This is a genomic window from Acinetobacter sp. BIGb0196 (assembly GCF_011759595.1).
In the GTDB taxonomy this organism is placed as follows: Bacteria; Pseudomonadota; Gammaproteobacteria; order Pseudomonadales; family Moraxellaceae; genus Acinetobacter; species Acinetobacter guillouiae.
The window spans coordinates 1,622,926-1,642,433 of the sequence record NZ_JAAOZA010000001.1; the positions used below are offsets into that span (position 1 = coordinate 1,622,926).

Annotated in this window: 21 protein-coding genes; 5 read left to right on the forward strand and 16 right to left on the reverse strand. The window is 38.1% G+C overall.

The genetic code is table 11. From position 1 onward, the window contains the following. Nucleotides 1-149 precede the first annotated feature (149 nt). Entirely contained in the window at nucleotides 150-572 is a 423-nt protein-coding gene (locus FHR28_RS07300; protein WP_004719330.1) for a DUF4259 domain-containing protein, read from the forward strand. 57 nt (nucleotides 573-629) lie between these two features. Here FHR28_RS07300 and dnaB read toward each other — a convergent pair whose 3' ends face one another. The 4 genes from dnaB to rpsF all read right to left on the reverse strand — a co-directional run bounded on the left by dnaB (nucleotide 630) and on the right by rpsF (nucleotide 3,376). Beyond that, nucleotides 630-2,075, reverse strand: coding sequence for a replicative DNA helicase (dnaB, locus tag FHR28_RS07305; protein WP_004719332.1), 1,446 nt, complete (start codon nucleotides 2,073-2,075; stop codon nucleotides 630-632). A 219-nt stretch (nucleotides 2,076-2,294) separates the two neighbouring features. Then, on the reverse strand, nucleotides 2,295-2,741 hold the full coding sequence (rplI, locus tag FHR28_RS07310; RefSeq protein WP_004719333.1) for a 50S ribosomal protein L9: 447 nt from the start codon (nucleotides 2,739-2,741) through the stop codon (nucleotides 2,295-2,297). A 9-nt stretch (nucleotides 2,742-2,750) separates the two neighbouring features. Next, nucleotides 2,751-2,978: a 30S ribosomal protein S18 gene (gene rpsR, locus FHR28_RS07315; RefSeq protein WP_004719336.1), complete on the reverse strand. Its 228-nt coding sequence runs from the start codon at nucleotides 2,976-2,978 to the stop codon at nucleotides 2,751-2,753. An 11-nt stretch (nucleotides 2,979-2,989) separates the two neighbouring features. Then, entirely contained in the window at nucleotides 2,990-3,376 is a 387-nt protein-coding gene (rpsF, locus tag FHR28_RS07320; RefSeq protein WP_004719337.1) for a 30S ribosomal protein S6, read from the reverse strand. Nucleotides 3,377-3,642: 266 nt separating this feature from the next. On the opposite strand from rpsF, the gene FHR28_RS07325 reads away from it, so the two are divergent. Beyond that, on the forward strand, nucleotides 3,643-4,128 hold the full coding sequence (locus tag FHR28_RS07325) for a hypothetical protein (RefSeq protein WP_166782273.1): 486 nt from the start codon (nucleotides 3,643-3,645) through the stop codon (nucleotides 4,126-4,128). A 60-nt stretch (nucleotides 4,129-4,188) separates the two neighbouring features. Here the strand turns inward: FHR28_RS07325 and FHR28_RS07330 are convergent, their stop codons facing one another. The 9 genes from FHR28_RS07330 to ppsA form a co-directional block, all read right to left on the reverse strand. Next, nucleotides 4,189-4,938 carry a DUF3142 domain-containing protein gene (locus tag FHR28_RS07330; protein WP_166782274.1) on the reverse strand — a complete coding sequence of 250 codons (750 nt, stop codon included), beginning with the start codon at nucleotides 4,936-4,938 and terminating at the stop codon, nucleotides 4,189-4,191. 7 nt (nucleotides 4,939-4,945) lie between these two features. Then, entirely contained in the window at nucleotides 4,946-7,078 is a 2,133-nt protein-coding gene (locus tag FHR28_RS07335; protein ID WP_166782275.1) for a hypothetical protein, read from the reverse strand. Between the two features lie 86 nt (nucleotides 7,079-7,164). After that, nucleotides 7,165-8,043 (reverse strand): heme o synthase, encoded by an 879-nt coding sequence (cyoE, locus tag FHR28_RS07340; protein ID WP_004719345.1) that lies wholly within the window; start codon nucleotides 8,041-8,043, stop codon nucleotides 7,165-7,167. A gap of 6 nt (nucleotides 8,044-8,049) precedes the next feature. Beyond that, nucleotides 8,050-8,376: a cytochrome o ubiquinol oxidase subunit IV gene (gene cyoD / locus FHR28_RS07345; protein WP_171066910.1), complete on the reverse strand. Its 327-nt coding sequence runs from the start codon at nucleotides 8,374-8,376 to the stop codon at nucleotides 8,050-8,052. Beyond that, nucleotides 8,373-8,993 (reverse strand): cytochrome o ubiquinol oxidase subunit III, encoded by a 621-nt coding sequence (gene cyoC / locus FHR28_RS07350; protein WP_004719350.1) that lies wholly within the window; start codon nucleotides 8,991-8,993, stop codon nucleotides 8,373-8,375. Before cyoC ends, cyoD begins: the two co-directional genes overlap by 4 nt. Nucleotides 8,994-8,997: 4 nt before the next feature. Then, a complete protein-coding gene (gene cyoB / locus FHR28_RS07355) occupies nucleotides 8,998-10,989 on the reverse strand; it encodes a cytochrome o ubiquinol oxidase subunit I (RefSeq protein WP_004719352.1) in 1,992 nt (663 codons plus the stop codon). Nucleotides 10,990-10,992: 3 nt separating this feature from the next. Further along, a complete protein-coding gene (gene cyoA, locus FHR28_RS07360; protein WP_004719354.1) occupies nucleotides 10,993-12,057 on the reverse strand; it encodes a ubiquinol oxidase subunit II in 1,065 nt (354 codons plus the stop codon). 295 nt (nucleotides 12,058-12,352) lie between these two features. After that, on the reverse strand, nucleotides 12,353-13,132 hold the full coding sequence (locus FHR28_RS07365; protein ID WP_166782276.1) for an RDD family protein: 780 nt from the start codon (nucleotides 13,130-13,132) through the stop codon (nucleotides 12,353-12,355). Nucleotides 13,133-13,505: 373 nt separating this feature from the next. Next, nucleotides 13,506-15,884 (reverse strand): phosphoenolpyruvate synthase, encoded by a 2,379-nt coding sequence (gene ppsA / locus FHR28_RS07370; protein WP_004719359.1) that lies wholly within the window; start codon nucleotides 15,882-15,884, stop codon nucleotides 13,506-13,508. 154 nt (nucleotides 15,885-16,038) lie between these two features. On the opposite strand from ppsA, the gene FHR28_RS07375 reads away from it, so the two are divergent. The 3 genes from FHR28_RS07375 to FHR28_RS21860 all read left to right on the forward strand — a co-directional run bounded on the left by FHR28_RS07375 (nucleotide 16,039) and on the right by FHR28_RS21860 (nucleotide 17,738). After that, complete coding sequence (locus tag FHR28_RS07375) at nucleotides 16,039-16,875, forward strand: pyruvate, water dikinase regulatory protein (protein WP_004719361.1); 837 nt, start codon at nucleotides 16,039-16,041, stop codon at nucleotides 16,873-16,875. 112 nt (nucleotides 16,876-16,987) lie between these two features. Next, the gene (locus tag FHR28_RS21855; protein ID WP_228722032.1) at nucleotides 16,988-17,191 is read left to right on the forward strand and encodes a hypothetical protein; all 204 of its coding nucleotides are present in this window, start codon (nucleotides 16,988-16,990) and stop codon (nucleotides 17,189-17,191) included. A gap of 118 nt (nucleotides 17,192-17,309) precedes the next feature. After that, entirely contained in the window at nucleotides 17,310-17,738 is a 429-nt protein-coding gene (locus tag FHR28_RS21860) for a hypothetical protein (RefSeq protein ID WP_228722033.1), read from the forward strand. A 70-nt stretch (nucleotides 17,739-17,808) separates the two neighbouring features. Here the strand turns inward: FHR28_RS21860 and FHR28_RS07385 are convergent, their stop codons facing one another. From FHR28_RS07385 to FHR28_RS07390, 3 genes are read right to left on the reverse strand one after another with little or no spacing between them, the layout of a single operon-like run. Continuing rightward, nucleotides 17,809-18,366, reverse strand: coding sequence for a hypothetical protein (locus tag FHR28_RS07385; RefSeq protein WP_004719366.1), 558 nt, complete (start codon nucleotides 18,364-18,366; stop codon nucleotides 17,809-17,811). A 17-nt stretch (nucleotides 18,367-18,383) separates the two neighbouring features. Then, nucleotides 18,384-18,557: a hypothetical protein gene (locus FHR28_RS21865; RefSeq protein ID WP_228722034.1), complete on the reverse strand. Its 174-nt coding sequence runs from the start codon at nucleotides 18,555-18,557 to the stop codon at nucleotides 18,384-18,386. Further along, nucleotides 18,521-19,312 (reverse strand): ferritin-like domain-containing protein, encoded by a 792-nt coding sequence (locus FHR28_RS07390; protein ID WP_228722035.1) that lies wholly within the window; start codon nucleotides 19,310-19,312, stop codon nucleotides 18,521-18,523. The genes FHR28_RS21865 and FHR28_RS07390 overlap by 37 nt, the downstream gene beginning before the upstream one ends. Nucleotides 19,313-19,508: the final 196 nt, after the last annotated feature.

Consider the following 19,508-nt stretch of genomic DNA (forward strand, 5'->3'; position numbering starts at 1 on the left):
ACATTTGTGTTTTGAATGGTTTATTGATTTTGTATCGATAAAATTTTTGCTAAGCGCTTTGCACATAATTTGTAAAGATATTGCACTTTATTTTTTAAATAAAATCGTACATTTTATATTTAAATTTAAGGATTTATTTCGGAGGGTATATGGGAACATGGTCACATGAACCATTTGGAAATGATACTGCAAGTGATTGGGCCTATGAGTTTGAAGAGCAAGATGGGCATGTTGTCATTGAACAAGCTTTTGATGAAATGATTGATATGGCAACCGAAGAGTTTATCGATGCCGATATTGGTTGTATTGCGCATGCTGCAGCAGATGTTTTAGCTAAATCATTTGGTGAAGGGATTGAAGAAAATGAATATTATCCTGAACCTGTAGAAAAATGGCTTGAACAGAATAAAAACAATGTCAATTATGCGCTTATTCCAAAAGCCTTGACTGCATTATTACTATTGACCAGTGAAAACTCTGAATTGGATGAGCTTTGGCAAGATTCAGATGATTATGATGAATGGACTAAGAATATTGAAACGTTGAGAGAGACTTTAAGTTCCAAGATTTGAAGATTAAAATCTCATCTCAACAGCAGTGTTAAATGATGCTAAATCTATTGATCAGCATTATTCTTCATCTTGATATTGCGCATAATACTCAGGCGATAGATTACTAAAGCGCGTGTATTGACCTTCAAAGGCTAAACGCACAGTCCCGATCGGGCCATTACGTTGTTTACCAATGATAATTTCAGCTGTACCTGCTTCTTTTGACTCTTTGTTATAAACCTCATCACGGTAAATAAACATAATTAAATCGGCATCCTGCTCGATTGCACCTGATTCACGTAAGTCGGACATTACCGGACGTTTATTTGGGCGGTTTTCCAGAGAACGGTTAAGCTGTGATAGTGCAATAACAGGGCACATCATTTCCTTGGCAAGGGCTTTTAAGCTTCGTGAAATTTCACCAATCTCACCGACACGGTTATCACCCATGCCTGGCACTTTCATCAATTGTAGATAATCGATCATGATACAACCCAGCTTGCCACCATGTTGTTTGGCAATACGTCGTGCACGTGCCCGAAGTTCCGTTGGTGGCAGTGCAGATGAATCATCAATATAAAGATGTTTTTCTTGTAGCTGTAAAATGGTTCCTGTGACTTTAGACCATTCATCGCCGTCAAGCTTACCTGAACGTAAATGCCCTTGATGGACTTTACCGTATGCTGAAATGAGACGCATGGCGATAGAATCTGCTGGCATCTCCATAGAGAAAACCAGTGCTGGAAGATCACAGTTAAATAACACACTTTCTACAAGGTTCATGGCAAAGGTTGTTTTACCCATCGACGGACGTGCAGCAACAATGATCATATCACCAGCTTGCATACCAGAGGTTTTATTGTCTAACTCCATAAAACCTGTGGTTAAACCAGTGATATTGCCTTCCATTTGAGAAAGTTCATTTAACTTGTCAAAAACATCTGCAACAACTGAGGTAATGGCTTTTGGCCCTTGTGCTTTGGCATTATTATTATGTTGTTCTGCAATAGAGAAAATATTGGTTTCAGCAAGATCTAGAATTTCACTCACTTCACGACCTTTGGTGTCATAAGCATTTTGCAGGATTTCATTGCCTACTTTAATCATGCTTCTTAACGTTGAAAATTCTTTGATTTTGCCCGCATAGGTTTCTAGGTTATAGAAACTTGAAGGTGAATCTGACATCAATTGCATTAAATATTCTTCACCACCAATTGCATCAAGCAAGTTTTGCTTAATCAGCCAATCGTTGACTAAAACTGCATCATATGGAGAGTTTTCTTGTGCCAGTTTTTCGATTGCACGGAAGATATATTTGTGACGTGTTGCATAAAAATCAGTTTCATTCAAAGTATCACTGACTTGTTCAAAAGACTCAGCAACCGTCATCAATGCAGCCAGTACAGCTTGTTCAATTGCCAAGTTATGAGGAGGCGTACGAAACTCTTTTAACTGAGCATTGTCTTTGTTTTTTGCATCAGTGCTGAAGGGATTCTGTTGAGCTGTGGCAGTTGCCTGAGACATATAAAACCTTGATTTTTAAATCGTGCAAAAACATTATTTACGTAATGTACGTGTGTACTGAAGTACTCACTTATCTTAATGCAAAATACTAAAAGTATCTAACAGTAATACCAATAAGTAGGGGAATGAATCAACTAGAAACAATTTCAGCTGATCCGAGGTAAAATTTAAAGATAAAAAAAGAGCATACAAAAGTATGCTCTTTTTTTCTGCAAGAAATTACTCAGATACGATAGTAACGAGAACTTCAGCAGTAACATCATGATGCAATTGGATTGCGATGTTAAATTCGCCAGTGTGACGAAGTGCACCGTTCGGTAAACGAACTTCAGCACGGTCAACAACAAGACCAGCATTTGTTAACGCGTCAGCGATATCACGAGTACCGATTGAACCGAATAATTTACCTTCATCACCAGCTTTCGCAGTGATAACGATGTTTACTTCGTTCAATTGGTCAGCACGTGCTTGAGCAGCAGCTAAAACTTCAGCTTCACCTTTCTCAAGTTCTGCACGACGAGCTTCAAATGCAGCAGTATTCGCTTCAGTCGCTGCAACTGCTTTACCTTGAGGGATAAGGTAGTTACGGCCGTAACCAGCTTTAACTGAAACTTTATCGCCTAATTTACCAAGGTTTTTAATGCGTTGTAATAAAATAATATCCACGGCTCAACCTCACTTATGATTGTCAGTGTAAGGAATCAACGCTAAGTAGCGAGCTTGTTTGATAGCAAGCGCTAATTGACGTTGGTAACGAGCTTTAGTACCTGTAATACGGCTAGGAACAATCTTGCCGTTTTCAGTGATGTACTGTTTTAAAGTGTCGATATCTTTGTAGTCGATGTACGTAACGTTCTCAGCTGTAAAGCGGCAGAACTTGCGACGACGGTAAAAACGTGCCATTGATGTTCTCCTTATGCTTCAACAGAATCTTGAGCTTGTTGTGCTTCTTCACGTTGAGCTTTACGCGCACGTTTTTCTTCAGCACTCTTAGCGAGTAAAGATTCTTCAGTGATTGCGTTTTCACGACGGATAATCACGTTACGAAGGATTGCATCGTTATAACGGAACAATTCTTCTAATTCATTAAGCGTAGTTTGGTTACATTCAATGTTCATTAAAATGTAATGCGCTTTATGGATTTTGTTAATTGGGTAAGCCAATTGGCGACGGCCCCAATCTTCAAGACGGTGAATTTGACCTTCAGCATCTTTGATGTGAGAAATGTAGCGTTCTACCATTCCCACAACTTGATCGCTTTGGTCTGGGTGTACCAGAATTACGATTTCGTAGTGACGCATTGTCAGCTCCTTACGGTTTATACAGCCCCAACCTTAAAAAGATTGAAGCAAGGAGTCACAATCAGCATAAACTTTAAACAACAGTTTAAAAGTCAATAGATTGTGCCGCAAAAATTGCGAGCGCCTATTATAGGAAAGTTTGTGCGCAAACACAATTTAATATTCAAATATTTATTGGAATAACCACTAAAATTTTACAGACCCGAGATTGAATTTCATCTTGTACCTATTTAGATTGAAAATGAATAAAAATATGGATCGCTAAAATGACAAACTACAGCGCTGAAAAACTGGAAACCATTGAATCTTATATCGAAAACCCTACACAAGACTTCTACTTTGATGTTTTTGATGGTCGTTATGACATTGTCATGGTGGTGGATTGGAGAGAGGAGGATGATGTAATTATTGGCTATTGTGAAAATATTTTAGAAACTGGACGATTGTCTGCTGAACTTGAAGATGCTGATAATCAACAAGGTTTTAGCATCACAATTCATTATGGTGAAAAATCATTGTTGATTCCTTATCAAGGAGAAGGCGCTGATCGTGATACCACACTACGGGCACTCAATGAAATTTTACAACCTGAGTATGAAATCCGTTTCTGTAAAGCTTCTGATGGTTCCGACACATTAGAATTTATTCCACTTCCGAAAAAATTATGGCATCAACTGGGTATGAAATATGCAGGAAAAATGGATGCGTTATTTGCTCGGTTTGAGCATGATTCAGTTTTTTTTGGAAGTTAATTGGGTCACTCAATTAGATGTTAAATTGAATAAAAACGTGAATTTATTGATTAGATTAATTCATGATTTATTTTGTGGTAATAAAAACACCACAAAACCCTTAAAGTTTGGATCAGTATCAAATTTAAGTTGCTGATCCCATTTACCATGTTGTACCAAGCCAATTTTATAAGGCAGTTTCAATGTTGAAGCCTTGGTTAAATAAGTCTGATAATTTGGAATAGTCGTAGTGCCTTGATAGGTTTGAATCACCATTTCATCAATATTTTCTCTAAATAGCCTAAGTGTAACTGGATCACGCAGATTGGCCCAATCCATCAAACTGGTGATGCTGAGTTGATAATGCTGTGGTAACTGCTTTCTAAGCTGTTGTAGAAATAAGCCATACGCTTTTAAATTTTTAGTTGGTGCATCAAAGTCGATTTGAATACCTTGAATGTGATTGCCTGCGCTTTCCCACTGTCGGACGCGTTGTAAAATTTTTTCTATTTCAGCGCCTTGCCAATTTAAATGATGATTTCGAAAAACTAACCATACTTTTTGATGTGGAATTTTAACCACAGAAATGCCTTGTTGGATCAAGATAGATTGGTTGGAATTTTTATCCAGCCTAACTTCACCTTGTAAAATATAGATTTCCTTAGCTTTACTTAAATAAGGCGCAGACTTGATATTTCCCCAAATCCAAAAGGCATCATAGTCATTTGCATTGACCTGATCTGAGGCTGTTGCGGATTGACTCGGTTGACATGCCATTAATCCTAAACAACATTGGATTGTCAGTAGAACCGAGAAAATCTGTTTAAGCATGAATCAACTACCAATAATATTTTAAAGATTTTGCCCATGTGGTATTTGGATAGTCACGTTTAATTTGTGCGTACCATTGTTTGCGTGTGGATTTTGTGGCCTCTTTTCCACCACAGACATTTATACTACTCGGCGAATAACACATAACAGCGCGATAAAGCGCATAAGCTTGTAATTCACTTTTAGAATTCGATTTAATAATTTCTTTATAGACCTCACCACGACTAAAAGTTTCACCTGTAAAGGCATTTTTCGGCTGGCTAAAACTTGGACCATAGTAATAGTCACCATAAAAATTTTCTAAAGCAGTGCCTTGATTACGCATATATTCGCCTAGGCATAAACGATAAGTTAAATTTTTTGGATTTTTTTCTAAGCCAGCTGTTAAGGTGCTTAATTTAGGGCATTTGAGCGTTGGTGTAATTTCATGACCATTCCAAACAAAAACTTCGAAGTGGGGTTCTGACTTATAAGCTTTAATTTTGCTGTTGTATGCTTTGTATTCTGAGGCATCTTGAGGTAACCATGTGGTATAGGCTTTATTGAATACCGCATAGTTTTGATTCATAAAGCTTTTATCTAATAATGTATATAAAGCCAGATTCTTTTTATCAGCTGAACTGTCTTTGGCAGTGATGATACTTTCTAAAGCTTTGACATCGGCAATTTGAGTAATGAATGCTTTCTGTAAGGTGGCTTGTTTGATTTTTGAATGATTTCCTAAAAAGGCATTTTGGTTATTGGTGTTTTTATAGTGAATCGCTAGGGCGACTTCTGCCAAAGCTTTTTGATAAGGATTAGCAGAAATTGCGAGTAAATGGTCCCAATATTGTTCAACCAGATTTTTATCGCTACTTTTTTCAAGAATGACCCCTTTAAGCGTATATTGGCTGAGTTCTAAATAATTTTGAATGGAATTGGGTTTTTGTTTCGGTAAATAATTTAACGCATCTTGTGGTTTTTTCTGAATAAAATATAAATGAACGGCTTGTAAATAACGGAACAACTCAGGTTGCTCCTTAAATACAGGTTTTTGTGCATTTAACTCGGACCAGCTAATTGGCCGGTACTGCGTAGAATCACTCTGACGCATATACATCAGATCATAGATGGCTAAAAAGAAAGGATCGTTGAGTGTTTTTGCGTTGAAGTTTTCTAAACCAAATACCTTGCGATCTATTTCGGCCGCCAATGTGGACATATCGAGATTGTAATAATCTGATCTGGGGTGATCCATCTGCCAAATCATCTCTTTGACTAGCGCATCTTGTTGATTGGCAATCCAGTAGCCTCGGCGTAAAAAGCCTCTAGCACTGGCTACGTATTGACCTTTAGGGTAAAGCTTAAAATAATCAGTAATGCGATTAAAAAAAGTTTTAAGAAGTGCTTGATCAACTTTCTGAGTATCTAAATCACCGTAAGTTCCTAATGACTGGCTATACAGCTCATTTAATGATGTGCGGATGAGCATGTATTGAGCGGTTTCTTTTAACCAAGGGTCATCAACTTGGCTTAGTGCTGTAAATATTTTAGTTGCTGAGGAATAGTTAGCTTTGTAAAATAAAATGATCCCATTTAAATAAGAAGCATACTGTTGAGCGGATTGTGTCCATTGTGCATTGACCTGAATCAATGGAATAGTTTGTTGACAATTTTTGATCTGATTTCGTTGTTCTAACAAGCTGCTTTTTTCGTTTTGAGATATTTTCTTGTGATTTGAAACTTGTTGAAGAAAAACTTCAGCACCAGATTTGAGCGTTATACAGCGCTCATCATAGACGTGATCATTTGCATCATAAAAAGCACGTTTGTTTGGAATCTTATTTTCAGATGCTTGAGTTAGTTCGGTTGGGTAAAAAGGGACTAAGCCACTAGACGTATCCCATAAACTCATTTTATCAACTTCAAATGCTTTGATACTTGCTAAACCTTTGTCACTTAGCAGTAGCATCATGTTGGTTCTATTGTCATTGGCTGGATAGAGTATGGGGAGGTTTAATATACGATATTGATTGTTGTTTAGGTCAAAAGTTGGTGATGCGATTTCTTCTGCAGCGCCAGCAAAGCTAGAAGTAGGGTGAACTACCAAAGGTAAACCGACAAGAAAGACATATTGCAGTGTTTTATTTTTAAAAAGCATAAAGTGCCTATCGTTATAATAAAAATTTTAATATTTTAATTTTATTTATGCAGATAAAAAAAAGATAGAGAGAACTCTATCTTTTTTTAAAACAGTGGCAAATGAGGTGCAGGGGAGACATAACTAAAACTAAAGCTCACACTGAGCGCTGTAATTAGAATGACGGAATACAAAAAATATTTTTTTGCCCAGACCTGATCATTTTCAGCTTTAAATCCAATAATCGATAAATATACCCAATAGGCACATAAAGCATTAAAGGTAATAAGGAAGAAAATGTTGGTATAGCCAAAACAATACAATCCGTTTAAAACTGCAGCAAACAGAATAACGTAAATTAAACTTTCAACTTTCGTGCGAAAAATTGAACGGGCTACAGGTAAAATTGGAATATTTGCATTTTTATAATCATCAAATCGATAGATTGCAATTCCCCAAGAATGTGGCATTTGCCAGAGTGCATAAGCTAAAAAAATCAGCAAAGCGGCAACATCAAATCCGTTGGAAACAGCAGTATATCCAATTACAGGAGGGCTTGCGCCAGAAATACTTCCAATCACAGTTTGGTGAATGGTAGTACGTTTACTCCAAAGACTATAAAAAATCACATACACAACAAAGCCAAGTACAGCAAAGCCAAATGCGTAGGCGTTGACAAAAAACCACAACAAAGCAAAGCCAATTAAACCGAGCACAGCAGAAAAAATTAAAGCAACTGTTGGGCTAATAGTTTTTTTGACGAGCGCACGATTCATTGTACGTTGCATTTTTTGGTCAATGTCTTGGTCAATGACATTATTCACCACACAGCCAGAGGCAACGACAAGCGTAGTGCCGAGTAATGTGATGAGAAGTAAAAGGAAATCTACAGAACCTTGAGCGGCTAAGAAAAAGCCGCCCAAAGTGGTAACGAAGTTACCAAAGAGAATTCCTGGCTTAGTCAGGAATAGATATTTTTTCAACATGACACCCTAGAGCATCATGTTTGAATGTAAGTAGTTCATGATCCATACAGAACCAATTAATAGAACTGCAATCGTCAGAATCGTATAGATGAATGCAATCACATTCCAGCGTTGTTCAGAAGATGAATTCATGTGCAAGAAGAAAACTAATTGTACAAGAACCTGAGCAATCGCAGTGATCGCAATCGTTGCAACAACTGCACCACCAGTCATTCCTTTCATCACCATCCCGAAAGGGATGATGGTCAATACGACAGAAAGAATGAAGCCGATAGAGTATTGTTTGATGTTTCCGTGCGAAGCACCAGCAGCATTATGATCATGACTCATTATAAAGCTCCCAGTAAATAAACTACGCTGAATACACAGATCCAAACGATGTCAAGGAAGTGCCAGAACAAACTTAGGCAAGCAAGACGACGTGTATTTGGAACAGTCAAACCATTTTTCTTGATTTGAACCATTAACACGATCATCCAGACCAAACCAGATGTTACGTGGATACCATGCGTACCTACAAGGGTAAAGAACGCAGATAAAAACGCACTGTGGGTAGGACCATGACCAGCGTGAACTAAATGATTAAATTCATAAAGTTCCATACCGATGAATGTTGCACCAAAGAGCCAAGTGATAATTAACCACATAAGCACTTGGTTGACATTTTTCTTGTAAGAAGCAAGTACCGCAAAACCGAAAGTCACAGAAGAAATCAAGAGAGCAAAGGTTTCAACAAGTACGAAACCTAAAGACTCACCAAATAACTCTTTTGGACTTGGAGTACCAGGCGGAATATGACTGCTTAATACAGCGAACGCGATGAAGAGTGTACCGAATAAAATCAAGTCACTCATCAAGTATGTCCAGAAACCAAAGACGGTGATGTCTGTATCATCGTGATGATGATGTTCATCGTGTCCGTGGTTGTCGTGATGAAGTACTTCAGCCATATCCTTAGTCCTTCTTCAAGTGTTTTTCAAGTAAAGCATAACGCTCGTTTTCGATACGTTCTACTTCAGCAGCTGGTACGTAGTAGTCCACTTTTTTAGTGAATGAACTTACGATGAAGCTGATAACAGCACCAAGGAAAGTTGCAACGACTAACCACCAGATATGCCAGATTAAAGCGAAGCCCATTGCTGTAATGAACAAGGCAATAACAAAACCAGCAGCACGGTCAGTTGGCATATGAATATCTTCATATTTCTCAGGACGTGCATACGCTACACCATTCTCTTTGTCATTCCAGAAAGTATCAATACCATTGATTTTTGGAATTTCAGCAAAGTTATAGAACGGAGCAGGGGATGAAGTAGACCATTCAAGTACACGACCATCCCATGGATCGCCTGTGTTGTCCATGTTGTCGTGACGTTGTAAGAAACCAACAATAACTTGCATTAAGAAACAAGCAATACCGATTGCTACAAGCACAGCACCAAACAAAGCAATTGCTAAGTATGGGTCCCATTCAGGGTTGTCATATGTATTCAAACGACGTGTCATACCCATGAAACCAAGGATATAAAGTGGCATGAATGCAAAATAGAAACCAAAGAACCAGAACCAGAACGATGCTTTACCCCAAGTTTCATTTAATTTCCAACCAAACATTTTTGGCCAGTAGAAAGTGATACCTGCGAACATACCGAATACAACACCACCAATAATTACGTTATGGAAGTGAGCGATCAAGAATAAAGAGTTGTGTACCAAGAAGTCAGCTGGTGGAACAGCCATCAATACACCCGTTAAACCACCGATACCGAAAGTCACAAGGAAGCCAAGTGTCCAGTACATTGGTGATGTAAAGGTAATACGACCCTTATACATAGTGAATAACCATGAGAAGATTTTCACACCAGTAGGAATCGCAATAATCATGGTCATGATACCGAAGAAAGCGTTAACGTTGGCACCAGCACCCATGGTAAAGAAGTGGTGTAACCATACCACGAAAGCAAGTACTGTAATCGCAATCGTTGCATACACCATAGACTTGTAACCGAACAACGTTTTACGAGAGAACGTTGAAACGATTTCAGAGTAAAGACCAAAAGCAGGTAATACTAAGATATATACTTCTGGGTGACCCCATGTCCAAATCAAGTTCACATAAAGCATTGGGCTACCGCCAAGCTCATTGGTGAAGAAGTGGAAACCGAAGTAACGGTCTAGCGTTAACATTGCAATTGTTGCAGTCAATACTGGGAAAGATGCAATGATCAATACTGCTGTACAAAGTGCAGTCCAAGTAAAGATCGGCATGTCCATAAGTTTCATACCAGGCGCACGCATTTTGATGATGGTAACAAAGAAGTTAACACCCGTTAAAAGCGTACCTAGACCAGAAACCTGGAGTGCCCAGATATAGTAGTCAACACCAACACCAGGAGAATATTGAATGCCAGAAAGAGGTGGATAAGCCATCCAACCTGTTGCAGCAAACTCACCTAATACTAATGAAACCATCATCAAACCAGCAGCACCAGCAAATAACCAGAAGCTCACAGAGTTTAATAATGGGAATGCAACGTCACGCGCACCAATTTGAAGAGGTACAGTGATGTTCATCATACCAACAACAAGACCCATTGCTACGAAGAAGATCATGATTACACCATGTGCGGTGAAGATCTGATCGTAATGGTCTGGATGTAAGTAACCTTCACCGCCACCTTTTGCAAGGAACAGTTGAAGACGCATCATGATTGCATCTGCGAAGCCACGAAGTAGCATCACAACAGACACAAGGATATACATAATACCAATTTTTTTATGGTCTACAGATTTAAACCATACATTCCAGAGGTAACCCCATTTTTTGAAATAGGTGATACCGCCGAAAACTGCAATTGCACCAAGAGCCATAATGACCATTGTTACAAGTACAATCGGCTCTTTAGGGATTGCATCCCAATTGAGTTTACCTAATAACAAAGACATGTCTTATTCCCCTACAGAAGCAGTTGCATGTTCAGCACCTGCATGTTCAGCGCCTGCATGGTCTGCACCATGGTAGTTGCTCATGTAAGTGTTGATAATGCTTTTGAACAAGTCAGGCGTAACTGAAGAATAATAAGTCACAGGATGAGGCTTAGTAGGGAATGGACCTTTACGTTCAGCTTCGTGTGCAGCTTTAAGTTCTTCTGGAGTATGCGCATTGTTCAGCATTGCTTCAATTTGGTGTTTAGAACGATCACCATCTTTGAGCGTAGCAAATTCAGTCGCATCAAGCGTGGTTTTTTGGATCGCTTCAGGATTAATTGAAGTACCTTTACCTGCTTTAATAGCGTCTACCCAAGTGTTGAAGTCAGCATCTGAAACAGCATGAGCTCTGAAACGCATTTGCGTAAAGCCATAGCCGCTATAATTTGCTGAGAATCCACGGTAGCCATCTACTGGACTTGGATGTTCTGCAAGCATATGTAACTTAGTTTGCATACCTGCCATTGCATAAACCTGACCTGCTAACTTAGGAATGAAGAACGAGTTCATTGTAAAGTTAGAAGTGATTTGAAATTCAATTGGTTTATTGACTGGGAAACGAACTTCGTTAATTGTAGCTATTTGTTGTTCAGGATAGATAAATACCCATTTAAATTGTTCAGCGACTGCTTGAATTTTTAAATGTTCTTCCATCTGACCTTGAGTATTCGTTAATGGTCTGTAAGGGTCATATTTGTGTGAACCCCACCATGTTAAATACGCAAGAATAGCAATAATAATACACGGGATACCCCATACTACAATTTCAATCGCAGTAGAGTGTGCCCATGTAGGTTTATAGTCTGCATCTTTATTTGACGCGCGATATTTCCAACCAAACCACAATGCCATCAAGATCGAAGGAATTACGACCAATAGCATTAAGTAGATCGCAGTCATCATCAGGCTACTTTGACCTTCAGCGACTGGACCTTTAGAGTTTAGAAGTACTATATCACCACCACACCCAGTTAAGAGTGCGGCGATCGCAGATAAAGACAATACAGCTAAAGTCGTTTGTCTCATTTTACAACCTCGGTGAAGAGTCCCATTCCCTATATAAATATGGGATAGCGATTAAAGTGCCGCATGATTGAAAATGACTATTATTTCTAAATAGAAAACATTCTCAATGATCTGACACCGCTACGTTGTAGGGCATTATGCCTCATATCGTCAAACTTAGCTATACATAGAGGTTGAATATATTGATGTAAAAATACCTGATATTTTTAGTCGGAATTATAAAGAAAACAAAAACATAAATTATTATTTTGTGCTTGGCGAGCGATAAAAAATGGCGGTATAACCGCCATTTGAATTATTCAGAAAGATCAATAACTTTGGTTTTAGAAATACGATCATGTAATGCATAATTCTCTTTAGAGAAAAACATGAACAAATCAACAATGAAAATGATGGCAATCAGAGGTAATACACTCATAACTTGAGACAGGATAAGAAATAAGAATGAACGAACGAAAAATCCTCTTAGCGACCCTGGCAATTGATTGGTATTGACATCAACAATTTGCAGTTTGAATATTTTTTTACCAATAGATTGTCCAAATTTGGTAATCATAAAGCATTGAGTGATCAAGAGAATAAGTACAAAGATCATCAGAGCAATATTCAGGTAGGCCGGCATACTTTGACTGATCATTTCCGCAATTTTAACTTGGTTATCTACTGAGAAACCATCTGAAGCAACTTTGATTGCATCTTCAGGCATAAAATAAGCAATAGCGATGAATTGGGGTAAAAACAAAAGGGCGAAGTCGATAAGTTTAGCTGAAATTCGTTTACCTACAGGTGCCGCTTTAATGATTTTTTTTGTACTTTTTTCAATTTTTATATTGGTGATAGTAGGATTTTCTTGACGATCAATTTGTTCGTTGTTTGATGACATTGGTGTGACATAACCAATAGGCTCATAAACAAGTTTACCTTGTGTAAGTTCACCAAGCGCTTTCCATTCCGTTAATCCTTGATGCCAAGCTAAATCTGTTAAAAGCACTTGCTGGCTTGCAAGCATTTGATTCAGTTGTTCAATTGAATACGGACCAGCTTGTTGGTTATTTCTCGCCAAGTAAATTTGCATAAAACTCAATTCTCAAAATAAATCTAAAAGTACAAAATTGGTAGATGAAAATGAACATAACCGCAACTTTGTTCACCTACTTTTTTAAACCACTATGTATACTAGATTTTTGAATGTATTAACATTAAATTTACACGAAATCTTAAAATATCAAGAAAAATTAACCTATTTAGCAGCAGACCGGTGACTGTGAAACTTGGTTTAACATTCAAACACAGATGTGAAAACTTAATACAGAAACTATATAAAATGTTTGTATCTACGTTAAAAACTAGCAATCTTAAATCTGATATTTAATAGAATATTAAAATCAAAGTTTTAAAAAATATACATAAAAAAGACCCTGCTAGAGGGTCTTTTTAAACAGCTTTGATTAAGATTGTTTAATCTTTTCTTCTGCAAGGAAGAACCAAGTATCTAAAACTGAGTCTGGGTTTAATGAAACAGATTCAATACCTTGTTCCATTAACCATTTTGCAAGATCAGGGTGATCAGAAGGACCTTGACCACAGATACCTACATATTTACCCGCTTTACGGCAAGCATGAATTGCCATAGAAAGTAATGCTTTTACTGCTGGATCACGTTCGTCAAACAAGTGAGAAACGATACCAGAGTCACGGTCTAAACCAAGTGTTAGCTGAGTTAAGTCATTTGAACCGATAGAGAAACCATCGAAGTGTTCAAGGAATTGTTCAGCAAGTAATGCGTTTGTTGGTAACTCACACATCATGATCACTTTAAGACCGTTTTCACCACGTCTAAGACCATTCTGAGCCAATAACTCAATAACACGTTTCGCTTCAGATACTGTACGTACAAATGGAATCATGATTTGAATGTTGGTTAAACCCATTTCATCACGTGCTTTTTTCAATGCACGGCATTCGAGTTCGAAGCAGTCACGGAAGTTATCAGATACATAACGGCTCGCACCACGGAAACCAAGCATTGGGTTTTCTTCTTCAGGCTCGTAAAGCTTACCACCAATCAAGTTCGCATATTCATTTGACTTAAAGTCAGACATACGAACAATCACTGGTTTGTCAGCAAATGCAGCTGCAAGGGTAGAAATACCTTCAACCAATTTTTCAACATAGAACTCAATCGGTGATGCATAACCTGCAGTACGTGCCAGAACTGCCGCACGTGTTTCGCGTGGTAGGCTGTCTATGTTTAACAAAGCTTTTGGATGCACACCAATCATACGGTTGATGATGAATTCTAAACGTGCAAGACCGATCCCTTCGTTTGGAATTTGAGCAAAGTCAAATGCACGGTCAGGGTTACCTACGTTCATCATAATTTTGAACGGAAGTTTTGGCATAGATTCGATCGAGTTACGTTGAATTTCGAAATCTAACGCACCTTCATAAATAAAGCCTGTATCACCTTCAGCACAAGAAACAGTGACTTCTTGACCATCAACAAGCACTTCTGTTGCATTACCACAACCTACGATGGCAGGAACACCAAGTTCACGGGCAATAATTGCCGCATGACAAGTACGACCACCACGGTTAGTTACAATTGCAGCCGCACGTTTCATCACTGGTTCCCAATCTGGGTCAGTCATGTCTGATACAAGAACATCACCTTCTTGTACTTTGTCCATTTCTTTAATCGAAGTAACGATACGAACTTTACCAGAACCAATACGTTGACCAATTGAACGACCTTCACAAAGAACTGTACCTTTTTGTTTAAGGAGGTAACGTTCCATTGTGCCGACATTCTCACGGCTTTTTACAGTTTCAGGGCGTGCTTGAACGATATAGATTTGACCATCATCACCGTCTTTTGCCCATTCGATATCCATCGGCGCTTGATAATGTTCTTCAATGATCAAGGCTTGTTTAGCAAGTTCTTGAAGCTCTAAATCATTTAAAGCAAATTGCTGACGATCTGTTTTTTCAACATCAACAACCACAACAGATTTACCCGCAGCACCTTCTTCACCATAAATCATTTTTTGGTGTTTAGAACCAAGATTACGGCGAATAACGGCATGTTTGCCATTTCTTAGAAGTGGCTTAGAAACATAGAATTCATCTGGGTTTACTGCACCTTGTACAACCATTTCCCCCAAACCGTAAGAAGCAGTAATAAATACTGCTTCACGGAAACCAGATTCTGTATCAAGTGTAAACATTACACCTGCAGCACCCGTTTCAGAGCGAACCATACGCTGAATACCAGCAGAAAGCGCAACAATATCATGTGCAAAATTTTGGTGTACACGGTAAGCAATGGCACGGTCATTATAAAGTGAAGCAAAAACTTCTTTAATTGCGATAAGAACGTTGTCGATCCCACGAATGTTTAAGAAAGTTTCTTGTTGACCCGCAAATGAAGCATCTGGTAAGTCTTCAGCAGTTGCAGAAGAACGTACCGCAACAGCGATGTCAGGATTACCGTTAGAGAGGGCAGCAAATGCTTCGCGAACTTCAGTCTCTAGACCTGTAGTAAGTGGAGTTTCTACAATCCATTGACGGATTTTTGCACCAGTTTCTGCCAGTGCGATTACATCATCAACATTTAATGCTGCAAGTTCTGCATTGATTTTAGCATTTAGGCCACTTTGCTCTAGGAATTCGCGATATGCATCAGCAGTCGTTGCAAATCCACCTGGAACTGATACACCAGCATTTGCTAAATGACTGATCATTTCCCCAAGTGAAGAGTTTTTACCACCCACGATCTCAACGTCGTGTTTACCTAGTTTTTCCAGACCGATTACGCGTGCTTCCAAAGTTGTTACTCCACTTATGCAGTATTAATCACTATCTTGGCATGAAATTATAACAAAAAACTTAGCATTTTGATTCAACTAAGTGATAGTCATGTAAGATGGGCTTACTATAAAGATTATACATCGCTAAGACAAATGTTTGAGGAGATTTTTAATGTCAGAAAGTAACCAAATAAAGCGGAGCGTATTTTTTATTTCTGATGGTACAGCGATTACGGCTGAAACCCTTGGGCATTCATTATTAGCGCAATTTCCTCATGTAAAGTTTGATATCCATATTATTCCCTATATTACCTCTGAAGAAGCTGCAATGAATGTGGTCGAAGAAATCAATAAAAGGGCGGATAAAGATGGTCAACAACCCTTGGTATTCGATACTTTGGTTGACCCTTATGTTCGTGACATTATTAATACTGCAAATGCAGTAAATCTTGATGTTTTTGAAGGGCTTATTAGTAAGTTGTCGGACGTTTTAGGTACACCGCCTACAACTTTAGTCGGACAAACCCATGCTGTGACGGATTCTGAGTCGTATAAAGCACGTATTGATGCTGTTCATTTTGCTTTGGATAACGATGATGGAGCACGTACCCGCCATTATGACAAAGCAGATTTAATCCTGATCGGCGTATCGCGTTCTGGTAAAACCCCAACTTCAATTTATTTATCTTTGCAGTTTGGTATTCGAGTTGCAAACTACCCATTAACCGAAGAAGATTTAGACGATAATCGTTTACCTGCAGTACTGAAAGAACATAAAAATAAACTATTTGGTTTGATGATTGATGCTGAACGTCTCGTTGCCATTCGTTCTGAACGTAAAGCCAATAGTCGTTATGCGAGCTTTTCGCAGTGTCAGATGGAGCTACGTGCTGTTGAAGGGATCTATATTTCTGAAGGGATTAAATATTTAAATGTTTCAGAGATGTCGATTGAAGAAATTTCAACACGTGTTTTACAAATGACAGGGCTTAAACGTCGTATTGGATAATCCATCCTTATAATTTTTGATGTGTGATGTAGTGTAAGAACAGTATTGAGCTGAATCAAGATTTGGCTCTTTTTCTTTTATGTTTATTATTTTTTATAGTGTGATTTGTTATATGAATAAGATATTAAAAGTAAGTTCATTTTTCATGCTTGTAAGTGTACAAGGTATATTTGCACAACAAACCAATGCTGAATCATTGAGCAACTTTGAAAATGGTTTGGTTGAAAAATACTATCAAAAAACCTGTTCAGGGCGTGGTGAATGTGATCAGTACAATGAAAAAATTTCCAGTGAAATTGAAAATAAAAAAAAATGATTCATCGAGTTTTGCATATTCGTTTGCAAAACTCACTGAAAAAAATATGCTGGATATCCATTACAGTCCTGATCGAAAAATCAAATTTTATACGATGGACGTTTCTGCTGGGGGAACGATGAGAGAACCATATAGTTTAATTCAAGTGAAGCCAAGCAATGGTTTGGCGTCCCAAGAGTTAGCTCAAGTGGGATTTATCGATAAAATTGCGCAAGTCAAAATTAAAAATCAGGACGTTTATTTAGTCACCAGTCTATTTGTTAATAGTACTTGTTCAAGGGGCTATCGCATTCACTCCTTTGTGTTGAATAACGGCAAATTTGTCGCGCAACCCATTTTTGAAACCAAAACTCAAAAACTTGATTCAATTGGTGTTGAAAATGATTGTCAGGAATGGGAACGTTCTGCAGAAGATTTTATCCGTATCTCAAAAGACTTAAAAAATATCGATATATTAGTGGTGAATGCTTCAGGAAAACTGACCAATAACTATTTACGTTATCAAAAGACTCCACAGGGTTATCGTTACAGCGGTGTGGTCAAATAATTCAAAGAATAGTGAATTTAACAAGTTTAAGAGGCCTAGAAGCCTCTTAAACTCGAATCTTCTCAATCTATTATTCGTAAGTGGTAATAATCACATCCACTAAATGCTCAATTCCTTCCATACTTTGTACGGCATTTTCAGTAATTTTAACGACTGGCCAAGTGATCAATTTACAGTTTTTACGTTGTAGCGCTGTATAGTAGGTGTCGGATTTTAAAAACACTTTACTCTTTAACGCAGAGTTCGGCATCAACTGACGTTTTAACCATTGTTCCTGAACTTGCGACTCTAGATAACGAATCGCTAACATCGATTTAACACGATGATTAAACAAACGACGGTTTTTGATAATCAAAGGGTGCGAAATTAACTTTTGAACCCCTTTTTCAGTTTGCGGTAAAATAAAAGCGGGTGTAATTTGAAACACTTTTACAAATTCAGCACTGTTTAAAACGTGGCCAAGATGGGTGACTGTAAGTTGGTTTGCACCAATAATTGCCACGTTTAAACCAGTAAAATCGGTGAGTTTAATCTCAGCAGATGCAATAATTTTACCTTTATAATGTTTAAAAAATTCAGGCTGATTTTGAAAAAAACCTTCATTTTGACTCTTTTTCCTATCGAGCATATTATTTCCTTTTTATACTAATTGGTCGCAGTGGGTTCTGACGTTAATTGATATATCCAACTTGGGACTTTAGGTAAAGACTTTTCAGGAATCTTGTCAGTCACGCTAACCATGGCATCAATCGGGATATGGAACCATTTTTTATTGCGATCTACTACATTTTGCCATGAAATTGAATGATTTGAAACCACGGGTTACGGCGTCCTTCCACTGTTCTTCCGCCAATTTTCGAAAATTTATTCATTGCTGCATATAATTTTTCTTCAGGAAGTCCGAGCTTAATGACATTGTCACGCATTTTATTGATCAAGGGTAAGTAAGCCAAAATACCCAGCATCAAACGTGGGTCGACTACTCGTGCAGCCATTTGGGCAAGCTCAATGACGCTTTTATTGATCCCTTGTGCTTCCATTACACTGAAACCCACACCTAAATGCCGTGCTTCATCACCATTAATCAGTTCAAAGGCTTGGTGGCAAACAGGATCATCTACAGTATCCAATAAAAAGGTACATAAAGCGCCATCCAAAGCCACTTCAAGCATGGGAATCACTGCGCCTAAAATATAAAAAGGCATTTCATCGGCATAGGTATCTAGCCATTCAATAATTAAACGTAAATTTTTATTTGGTTTAGGGATATCACCATCTAACATTCCCCAACGTTTCATGAGCGCCATTTCTGCATTGGCATGGCGTTGCTCTTCGGCATGGAAGATGGCGTACATCTCCCGTAAAGTTGCTGTTGGCGCTTTTTTTGACATTGCCGAAAATGCACGGGCACCTACATGCTCAATCCACATCAGATCTGCCATAAAGTCTTTAAGTTTTGGCCATTGTTCGGCTGTAACCAGCTCTCGACCTGGTGCATCCCAATCAATATCGGATAAAGTCCATTGTGTGTTTTTGACTTTATCTAACATTTTTTCTAAGTCAATTGAAGCCATAGCAAATCTATCAAAAATAAGGATTTCATTGCATTTTATTTAATATTTCTGTGAATCAATTGGCAAAGATATTCATTGTGGAATGATGAAAAATATCAACCCAGTAATGGTTTGATTTTGAATGTGAAAATTTAGCTAAGTGATTGAGATAAAAAGAAAGACTTGTCATAAAAGGACAAGTCTTATCATTTGGAGC

Coding starts and splice junctions, on each gene's coding strand:
- FHR28_RS07330 (WP_166782274.1), bottom strand. CDS start 4,938: ATGCTTAAACAGATTTTCTCGGTTCTACTGACAATCCAATGTTGTTTA.
- FHR28_RS21860 (WP_228722033.1), top strand. CDS start 17,310: ATGAGAGAACCATATAGTTTAATTCAAGTGAAGCCAAGCAATGGTTTG.
- FHR28_RS07335 (WP_166782275.1), bottom strand. CDS start 7,078: ATGCTTTTTAAAAATAAAACACTGCAATATGTCTTTCTTGTCGGTTTA.
- cyoE (WP_004719345.1), bottom strand. CDS start 8,043: ATGTTGAAAAAATATCTATTCCTGACTAAGCCAGGAATTCTCTTTGGT.
- FHR28_RS07385 (WP_004719366.1), bottom strand. CDS start 18,366: ATGCTCGATAGGAAAAAGAGTCAAAATGAAGGTTTTTTTCAAAATCAG.
- FHR28_RS07365 (WP_166782276.1), bottom strand. CDS start 13,132: ATGCAAATTTACTTGGCGAGAAATAACCAACAAGCTGGTCCGTATTCA.
- FHR28_RS07390 (WP_228722035.1), bottom strand. CDS start 19,312: ATGGCTTCAATTGACTTAGAAAAAATGTTAGATAAAGTCAAAAACACA.
- FHR28_RS07375 (WP_004719361.1), top strand. CDS start 16,039: ATGTCAGAAAGTAACCAAATAAAGCGGAGCGTATTTTTTATTTCTGAT.
- dnaB (WP_004719332.1), bottom strand. CDS start 2,075: ATGTCTCAGGCAACTGCCACAGCTCAACAGAATCCCTTCAGCACTGAT.
- rpsR (WP_004719336.1), bottom strand. CDS start 2,978: ATGGCACGTTTTTACCGTCGTCGCAAGTTCTGCCGCTTTACAGCTGAG.
- rpsF (WP_004719337.1), bottom strand. CDS start 3,376: ATGCGTCACTACGAAATCGTAATTCTGGTACACCCAGACCAAAGCGAT.
- cyoA (WP_004719354.1), bottom strand. CDS start 12,057: ATGAGACAAACGACTTTAGCTGTATTGTCTTTATCTGCGATCGCCGCA.
- FHR28_RS07325 (WP_166782273.1), top strand. CDS start 3,643: ATGACAAACTACAGCGCTGAAAAACTGGAAACCATTGAATCTTATATC.
- FHR28_RS21855 (WP_228722032.1), top strand. CDS start 16,988: ATGAATAAGATATTAAAAGTAAGTTCATTTTTCATGCTTGTAAGTGTA.
- cyoB (WP_004719352.1), bottom strand. CDS start 10,989: ATGTCTTTGTTATTAGGTAAACTCAATTGGGATGCAATCCCTAAAGAG.
- FHR28_RS07300 (WP_004719330.1), top strand. CDS start 150: ATGGGAACATGGTCACATGAACCATTTGGAAATGATACTGCAAGTGAT.
- cyoC (WP_004719350.1), bottom strand. CDS start 8,993: ATGGCTGAAGTACTTCATCACGACAACCACGGACACGATGAACATCAT.